Origin of the sequence: Streptomyces sp. CC224B, from assembly GCF_030010595.1 — a bacterium.
GTDB lineage: Bacteria > Actinomycetota > Actinomycetes > Streptomycetales > Streptomycetaceae > Streptomyces > Streptomyces longispororuber.
The window spans coordinates 1-936 of record NZ_JASCXL010000254.1 but is presented as its reverse complement, the minus strand read 5'-3'; the positions used below and the strand labels follow the sequence as shown (position 1 = coordinate 936).

The following is a 936-nucleotide window of genomic DNA, read 5'->3' as shown; positions in this document are numbered from 1 at the left end:
AGGCCGGCGTCCACCTCGCCTCACTCATCCTCTGGCTCAGAGAACCCACCCAAGATCCTTTGCCAGACAGGCCCTAGGAGGTTCAGTGATGAGTGTGGCCTGTCCCCTGCCGGGGTTGTCAAACCCCGGGGTGAAACAGTGGGTGATCACAGTGGTGGTCGTCATCGTCCTCACATGGCCTGAGATCGGCGAAGCTGTCGGCGCTTATGTCGACGTTGCGGCTCTGGTGGCGATCTTCTCTGCCGGTATCGCTGCGCATCAGCACAGCGCGCGCTCCCGGATGCTGGGGGAAGCCGCCGAGCCGACCGGCTGACCGCCGAGAAGGCCCCGCCCCGGACCGGCTGCGGGGCCTTCGTCGTATTGGGACGCCTTGCGCGTTCGCCGCGCGATCGCACGGAAGTTCAGGCGGTGCAGTGCCGGGTCTCTGCGCATCGATCGGCCGTACCGTCGGAGCGTGGATGACGGGGCGCAGGATGCTTCCGTCAAGCCCCGGCCTGACTACCCGCCGAAGACTCCGCGGCCGCCGAAGAAACCCCCCGTCCCCGCCAACCCCCGACCCGCCAGCGGAGAAAGCGACGCCTCCGGTCCACCGGCGGCCGGCGGCGCGGATCGCGAACCGGCGGGCCGCTAATGGGGCGTTGGAGTCTGCGCCTTGGTCGGAGAAGAAGGCGGCGGCGCGGGTGGTCGATCAGCTCCGTGCCTGGGGGTACGAGCGGCTGCAGCCGGGGTGTCCGCCGAGGGGCTCGTTCAGGGTGATAACCAATCCGGGCGTCTACAGTGGTGATCATCGCATCAATCCGCAGGGCGTTATCACCGCTTACAAGCCGAGGGAGGGAAGCTCGGCGGCTGCGGACTGATAGAGGGAGGCGAGTGCATGCCGTCTGCTTCAGAGGTGAGGGATCTGCTGGTTCCGCACTTGATGGGCAAGTTGTTCTC

At 67.0% G+C, this 936-nt stretch carries 1 protein-coding gene; it reads left to right on the top strand.

The features are described from left to right. The first annotated feature begins 142 nt into the window (after positions 1 to 142). On the top strand, positions 143 to 313 hold the full coding sequence (locus tag QK440_RS41220) for a hypothetical protein (RefSeq protein WP_282798392.1): 171 nt from the start codon (positions 143 to 145) through the stop codon (positions 311 to 313). Positions 314 to 936 lie beyond the last annotated feature (623 nt).